Origin of the sequence: Halomonas marinisediminis, assembly GCF_004347715.1 — a bacterium.
In the GTDB taxonomy this organism is placed as follows: domain Bacteria; phylum Pseudomonadota; class Gammaproteobacteria; order Pseudomonadales; family Halomonadaceae; genus Halomonas; species Halomonas icarae.
Map to the genome: position 1 here is coordinate 1 of NZ_SLTR01000725.1, position 232 is coordinate 232.

The 232-nt window shown below is 68.1% G+C and carries 1 pseudogene; it reads right to left on the reverse strand.

The window, feature by feature from the left end:
- Positions 1-232, reverse strand: a pseudogene (locus E0702_RS18350) (nitrite/sulfite reductase); the annotation flags it as partial.

Consider the following 232-nt stretch of genomic DNA (forward strand, 5'->3'; position numbering starts at 1 on the left):
GCAGGCGATGATGTCCGAGATCAGGCCGAGATTGGCCGTGGCCAGGCCCGCGCCTTTCAGCCGGGCATGGATCGCGGGCAGGTCGCCGCGATGGACATGGGGCAGGATCACGTTCTGCTCGTGGCTGATGCGCAGCTCGTCATGGCCGTAGGTCTCGGCCATGTCCGCCATGACCCGCATCTGCTCGGCGGTCGCATCGCCGGGGGTGGCGCCATGGGCCTTGAGCGAGATC